This is a genomic window from Nesterenkonia alkaliphila (assembly GCF_009758175.1).
GTDB classification, from domain to species: Bacteria; Actinomycetota; Actinomycetes; order Actinomycetales; family Micrococcaceae; genus Nesterenkonia; species Nesterenkonia alkaliphila.
Window position 1 is genome coordinate 1 of sequence record NZ_WRPM01000039.1, and the last position, 6,367, is coordinate 6,367.

Sequence of the window (6,367 nt, forward strand, 5' to 3'; positions counted from 1 at the left end):
AACGAGCCATACCTCATTCTACAACCCAACCGCTTAACTATTAACGAGACACACCACTAGTAGGGGTTCCCTCGACGGAGCATTTGACGATGTCAGGCGCGGAGTGGGAGCAGACTCGGTTACGCGCCTACGTGATCGGCAAGCTCGCCGAGCGCGGTCGTGTTGGGCTGGCTGCCGCCGATGAAGCGGCCATCGAGCTGGGCATTTCTCGCCGGCAGGTGTATGTGCTTCTGGAACGCTACCGCCAAGGCTCCGGCCTCGTGACGGATCTTTCCAGTCGTCGGTCCAACGGTGGCAAGGGCGGCAATCGTCTGTCAGAGCCAGTGGAGCAGGTGATCCGCGAGCTGCTGCGCACGCGGTACCTCACGCGGCAGAAGCGAAGCATCGCCTCCTTGTATCGCGAAGTCGTTCGCGTGTGCAGGTCCCGCGGCTTGCCGGCACCGGCCCGGAATACGGTGGCAGCTCGGATTGCCCGCCTGGATCCGATCGAAGTGGGCCAGCGCAGGGAAGGCCCTGAGAGTGTGCGGCCATTGCAGTCTGCCGGCGGCGAGGCTCCGGCGGTCGAGTCGATCTTGGAGCGGGTTCAGATCGATCACACCCTCATTGACCTGATCGTTGTCGATGAGCGTGAGCGCCAGCCGATCGGTAGACCGTACCTGACTGCGGCCATTGACGTGTGTAGCCGCTGCCTCATCGGCATGGTGGTGACCTTGGAGCCTCCCTCGGCGGTGTCGGTGGGGTTATGTCTGGCTCATGCCGCCAGGGATAAGCGGCCCTGGCTGGAACGACTCGGGGTCGAAGCAGACTGGCCGATGAGCGGCAAACCGAAGCTGCTGCATGTCGACAACGCCGCAGAGTTCAAAAGTGAGGCACTGCGTCGAGGCTGCGAACAGCACGGCATCGAACTGAACTACAGGCCGCTGGGCCAGCCGCATTATGGCGGGATCATCGAACGCGTGATCGGCACCGCGATGGGCCAGATCCACGAACTGCCAGGCACGACGTTCTCTAACCCAGCCCAGCGGGGCGAATACGACTCCGAGAAGATGGCGGCACTGACGCTGCCGGAACTGGAGAAGTGGCTGGCATTGGCGGTGGCGACCTATCACGGCACAGTGCATACCACGCTGGGTCAGACCCCGGCCGGGAAGTGGGCAGAAGGGATGGCCTCCACCGGTGTCCCGGTGGTCACGACGAACCCGACGGCGTTTCTGGTGGATTTCTTGCCAGTGATCCGTCGGAAGCTGACCCGTACGGGGTTTGTCATCGATCATGTCCACTATTTCGCCGATGTCCTGAAACCCTGGATCGCCCGCCGCGAGCAGCTCGAACGGTTCATCATCCGCAGGGACCCGCGCGATATCAGCCGAGTGTGGGTGCTGGACCCTGATGGGTCCGACTATTTTGAGGTGCCCTATCGGACGCTGTCGAATCCTGCCGTCAGCGTGTGGGAACACCGCCAAGCCATGGCCCGGCTACGGGAGCGCGGTGCCGCTGAGGTTGATGAGGCCGGGCTGTTTCGGATGATCACGCAGATGCGCGAGATATCCGAGACCGCAGCGAAGACCACCAAGAAGACCCGGCGGGAGTCTGAGCGGCGCAAACGTGCGGTGACCACGCCGCGATCGACCGGCCCGGTGTTGGAGCCGCCTGTGGTCACGGAATCTGAGGTCACACCGGCGGTACGGTTTGAGGAGATTGAACAATGGTGAGCGTCGATGAGTACCAGGCTCCAACCTTGTCGCATCTACACCCGAATGTTCACTCAGTGGCACGGTTGCCGGCAGCAGAGCGGGTCGACCGGATCCGGGCTGATCGTTGGATCGGCTATCCCAAGGCCGTGGCCGCTGTTGATCGACTCGAAACCCTGCTTGACTGGCCGCGGAAACAGCGGATGCCCAACATGTTGCTGATCGGGCCGACGAACAATGGCAAGTCCATGATCATCGAACGCTTCCGCCGTCAGCATCTGCCCACCACCGAACCGAACCGAGAGCACATTCCGGTGCTGTGCGTGCAGATGCCCTCGGAGCCCTCACCAATACGTTTCTACACTGCGATCCTCGCTGCCCTGAGCGCACCGTTGCGATCGCGACCGCGGCTCGTGGAGCTTGAGCGGCTGGCCCTGTCGCTGCTGCGCGAGGTCGGTGTGCAGATGTTGATCATCGATGAGTTGCACAACGTGTTGGCCGGCCGCAGCGATGTGCGCCGAGAGTTTCTGAATCTGCTGCGGTTCTTGGGCAACGAGTTGCGCATCCCGCTGGTCGGAGTTGGCACCCGGGAGGCCTACCTGGCGGTGCGCTCCGATGACCAACTGGAGAACCGGTTCGAACCCTTCGTGCTGCCTACCTGGGAACCAGGGGAGAAAGCTCGGTCTTTGTTGGCCAGCTTCGCTGCCTCCTTCCCGCTACGCCGGCCCTCGATGATCGACACTGAGGACATGGCCCGCTACCTGCTTGCCCGCAGTGAAGGCACCATCGGCGAGCTTGCACACCTGCTGACTGCCGCCGCCGTCGCCGCAGTCGAGTCCGGCATTGAGGCCATCGACCACCGGAGCCTGACTCTGGCCGACTACACCGGACCGACAGAACGCCGACGGATGTTTGAACGCGAGCTGTTGTGAGGACTCGTTGGCCGGTACATCCGGCACCGTCACCAGGTGAGGCACTCTCCTCGTGGCTGACCCGGATCGCCGAGAGGTACGGCATCACCATCGATGACCTGGTATTCGACCTCGGCTATGTTCTTGATAGCCACGCCGATCTTGATATGGGGCCACCGGACGGCTTTGCCGAACAGCTGGCCGAGCGTACCGGTGCCTGCGTCGAAAAGATCAACGCCATGAGCGTCAACGGTTTCGTCCCCTGGCTGCTCGACGACATCGACCCCGGCCCAGATGCGTTCAGCCTATATACCCGTCAGCTGTCGGTGCTGCTGCCGGAGGGCAAGCGGACTGATCGGACTGTGGCCTCGTGGCGAGCATGGGTGCCGGTGAAGGTGACTCGACAGCAGCGAGCATGCCCGCGATGCGTTGCCGAGTCCACGCGCCCTCACCCGTATCAGCTGATGTGGTCACTTTCGCTGATGCTGACCTGCCCGGTCCATCACTGCCGACTTGAGTCCTACGAGGGGGTGCGGGGCTATTACTACGGCTGGCCCCAGAACCCGCCAGCGCCACGGGAAACGAACGCGGCGGTCCAGCTCATGGATGGGCGCACTTGGCAGGCGCTGACCACCGGGGGCGTGGATCTACCCCGACGCCACATTCACGCCGGCATCTGGTTCCGGCTACTGCGAACACTGATCGACGAACTTAGTGCCACCCTCAAGGAGAGCGGCCAACGGTTGACCCGGCAGGTGTGGGACCACGCCGGGCATCCGTTCCGTGCCGGCCAACTGGTGTGGTACCCCTATGAAGAGCTGCCCCTGGAAGTGCAGCTGGACACCCTTGAAGCAGCAGCAACAGCGATGCGCCTGCTTGAAGACGGCGTTGTGACCGGCCGGGGTCGCGAGGCTGCATTGTTCCTGTCGGAACCCGACGCCTCTATCGATCCAGGCAAGCCACCACCAGTGGCAACGGCAAATTTCCCAACAAGCACACCGAAATCGCTTGCGGAGGCAATGCACGCCGTCGTCGCCGAAGCCAAGCAGAACCCAGACAGTGCACGCCAGCTATTCAACTTCATGACGCTCTACACACCTGAAGACTCCGAGCACATCCAACGAGTCCGCACCAATTTCGAAGAACTCGGCATCCCCCTCGACTTCTTGTCACAATAAGTCTCGTCAACATCGTCTGCGCGACGTAGAATACATGACGGGTTACGTGACAGTATTCGACTGGCTGCAAAGAATTCGGGTCTTGTGTCACGTAAACGACCGTATAAGTGATGGGGGCAGAACCGTGCTGATCGGATATGTGCGAGTCTCGAAAGCCGACGGGTCCCAGACCACAGACCTACAACGAGATGCGTTGATTGCCGCTGGCGTTGATCCCGAGCAGATCTACGAAGATAAGGCCTCTGGCAAGAAAGACGACCGGCCACACCTGTCGGCCTGTCTGAAAGCTCTCCGGTCTGGGGACACCTTGATCGTGTGGAAGCTCGATCGGCTCGGCCGGGACCTGCGGCATCTGGTCAACATCGTCCACGACCTCACCGATCGCGGCGTCGGGCTCAAGGTGCTGACCGGTCAAGGTGCCGCCATCGACACCACCACCGCCTCGGGCAAACTGGTGTTCGGGATCTTCGCCGCCCTAGCTGAGTTCGAACGGGAACTGATCTCTGAGCGCACCAAAGCAGGCCTGGCCTCAGCCCGGGCACGAGGCCGCAAAGGCGGCAGGCCCTATAAGATGACACCGGCCAAAGTCCGTCTCGCCGCAGCGTCAATGGGACAACGCGGCACCAACGTCGGCGACCTCTGCGTAGAACTCGGCGTCACCCGGCAGACCCTCTACCGCCACGTCTCCCCCACCGGAGAGCTCCGCGAGGCCGGACACAAGGTGCTAACCCAACGTCGATGACCACCTCGGCCAGAGCACTGGGCTGCGACCTGTTCACGAGTATTGGGAGCCAATTTTTGATTACACCTTTTCCAGAGCTGGATGCCCTCCTGCGCGACCTGAACGAATCAGCGCGTGCGATTCTGCAGGACACTTACGTCGGTGGCTACTTGCAGGGCTCTTTCGCTCTTGGCGGGGGCGATGCGCAGAGTGACGCGGACTTCATTATCGTCACAACCGTTCCTCCAAGCGGTCAGGTGGAAGCTGAGCTGCGACGCTTGCACGCCGATATTCCCACGCGTCCGGGCTTCTGGTCAGACAACATCGAAGGTTCCTACGCCGACGCAGACTCATTACGTGGGGCAGCGGGGATAGGCCAGCCATGGTTGTTCGTGGACCGCGCACACCGAGAGATGACCTGGGACGATCACTGCAACAACCTCCACACACGATGGATCCTACGCAACCACGGTATTACGCTCGGCGGCCCTCCACCCCGAGAACTGGTCGATCCCGTCTCAGAACAGGCCATGCGAGAATCGGCCCGTCAAGCCCTGCCTGGCACCTTGGAAGGAATACGCGAGTGGGCTGACATGAATCATGCCTGGACGCAGCGATACATCGTACAGACCTACAGCCGAGTGCTCTACACCGCAGAGACCGGCAAGGTCGCCTCAAAACCGGCTGCGCTCGTGTGGGCGCGTAGCAAGCTCGACCCCGCCTGGCTACCACTCCTGACGCAAGTCGCAGAAGACCGGGCCATTCCCTGGAAGCCAGTGGACCCGCCCAGGCCTGGGAGTATGCAGCGAGCATACGAGTTCGCGGCCTACGTAGAGACGCTCGCTGCCAGCCAATGGGGCGGCGGATGATCTTCACTGTCTGAATACCGAAACCTGCCCCTGGCCACGAACGAAGCTAGGGCTTCTTCGAGGTTTGCCGAGGCTGGTAGGGGCAGAGCAGAAGTTACTTCACGCGCGAGAGACGTTCCGTGTGTGCACACGACTTCTGACATCTGTGCAGTCGACTTCTGAAACTGACAGCCGCCCACGGGGTAGCTTTGCGAGCAGTGTGGATTCGCTGGGTGTTGTAGATCTCGGTGAAGCGGCTTAGCAGCTGGTTCAGTTCAGCCACGGTTTCTGGTGGGGCACCGGCGGTGACCCATTTCTTCAACGTTTGGTGGAACCGTTCAATCTTGCCTTGGGTTTGGGGGTGGTTTCCGCGCCCGTTGCGCTGGGCCACATCGTGGGTGCGCAACAGTTTCTCAAACCGGTTAGGCCCACCGCGGAACCGGGTGGTGTAGATCATCCCGTTATCGGTCAGGGTCGCTGCCGGGTACCCGTGCTGGCGCGCTGCTGCGGTGAAGGACGAGACCACAGTATTGACGGTGACTCGGGCATGGGCCTGGATATGCAGGATCATCCTGGAGTAGTCATCCAACCAGGTAATGACCTCCGCGGCGGCGCCGTCTGCGAGGTTAATCTTCGTAACATCGGATTGCCAGCACCCATTAGGCAGTTCAGCCTCGAACCGGATCAGAGAGGCCTTCGGACGTTTCTGCGGCTGCGGGGTCACCAGTCCGTGCCGGGCCAGGATCCGATTAATGCTGGCTCGGGATGGCAGCTGATCGCTGAACGCTCCGGCAGCGAGATGATCAGCAATCGTGACTGCCCCGGCATCCAGGCCAGCCGCTTCGAGCCCCGAGCGGATCCGGGTGATCTCCGCAATCACATCAGCACTCACCGCCGCAGGGTGAGCCCTCGGGCGCCGCGATTTGGTGTAGAAGGCTGCATCGCCTTCCCTAGCTGTAGTTCCCCGTGAGGTTGTGAACACGGGCTGAGGGAACGGCACTACCGATAGCGGTATGGG

At 61.9% G+C, this 6,367-nt stretch carries 6 protein-coding genes; 5 read left to right on the forward strand and 1 reads right to left on the reverse strand.

The window, feature by feature from the left end; translation table 11 throughout:
• Positions 1 to 131 precede the first annotated feature (131 nt).
• The 5 genes from GNZ21_RS06040 to GNZ21_RS06060 all read left to right on the forward strand — a co-directional run bounded on the left by GNZ21_RS06040 (position 132) and on the right by GNZ21_RS06060 (position 5,370).
• On the forward strand, positions 132 to 1,712 hold the full coding sequence (locus tag GNZ21_RS06040) for a Mu transposase C-terminal domain-containing protein (protein WP_462358803.1): 1,581 nt from the start codon (positions 132 to 134) through the stop codon (positions 1,710 to 1,712).
• Between the two features lie 56 nt (positions 1,713 to 1,768).
• Positions 1,769 to 2,623, forward strand: a complete 855-nt coding sequence (locus tag GNZ21_RS06045) for a TniB family NTP-binding protein (protein WP_444980159.1) — start codon at positions 1,769 to 1,771, stop codon at positions 2,621 to 2,623.
• The gene (locus GNZ21_RS06050) at positions 2,620 to 3,780 is read left to right on the forward strand and encodes a TniQ family protein (protein ID WP_157322387.1); all 1,161 of its coding nucleotides are present in this window, start codon (positions 2,620 to 2,622) and stop codon (positions 3,778 to 3,780) included. Before GNZ21_RS06045 ends, GNZ21_RS06050 begins: the two co-directional genes overlap by 4 nt.
• Before the next feature lie 124 nt (positions 3,781 to 3,904).
• The gene (locus GNZ21_RS06055; protein WP_188503859.1) at positions 3,905 to 4,522 is read left to right on the forward strand and encodes a recombinase family protein; all 618 of its coding nucleotides are present in this window, start codon (positions 3,905 to 3,907) and stop codon (positions 4,520 to 4,522) included.
• Entirely contained in the window at positions 4,519 to 5,370 is an 852-nt protein-coding gene (locus GNZ21_RS06060; protein ID WP_198345976.1) for an aminoglycoside adenylyltransferase domain-containing protein, read from the forward strand. The genes GNZ21_RS06055 and GNZ21_RS06060 overlap by 4 nt, the downstream gene beginning before the upstream one ends.
• Before the next feature lie 94 nt (positions 5,371 to 5,464).
• On the opposite strand, the gene GNZ21_RS06065 is transcribed toward GNZ21_RS06060, so the two are convergent.
• Complete coding sequence (locus GNZ21_RS06065; protein WP_157322390.1) at positions 5,465 to 6,241, reverse strand: DDE-type integrase/transposase/recombinase; 777 nt, start codon at positions 6,239 to 6,241, stop codon at positions 5,465 to 5,467.
• Between the last annotated feature and the right edge of the window lie 126 nt (positions 6,242 to 6,367).

Coding starts and splice junctions, on each gene's coding strand:
- GNZ21_RS06060 (WP_198345976.1), top strand. CDS start 4,519: ATGACCACCTCGGCCAGAGCACTGGGCTGCGACCTGTTCACGAGTATT.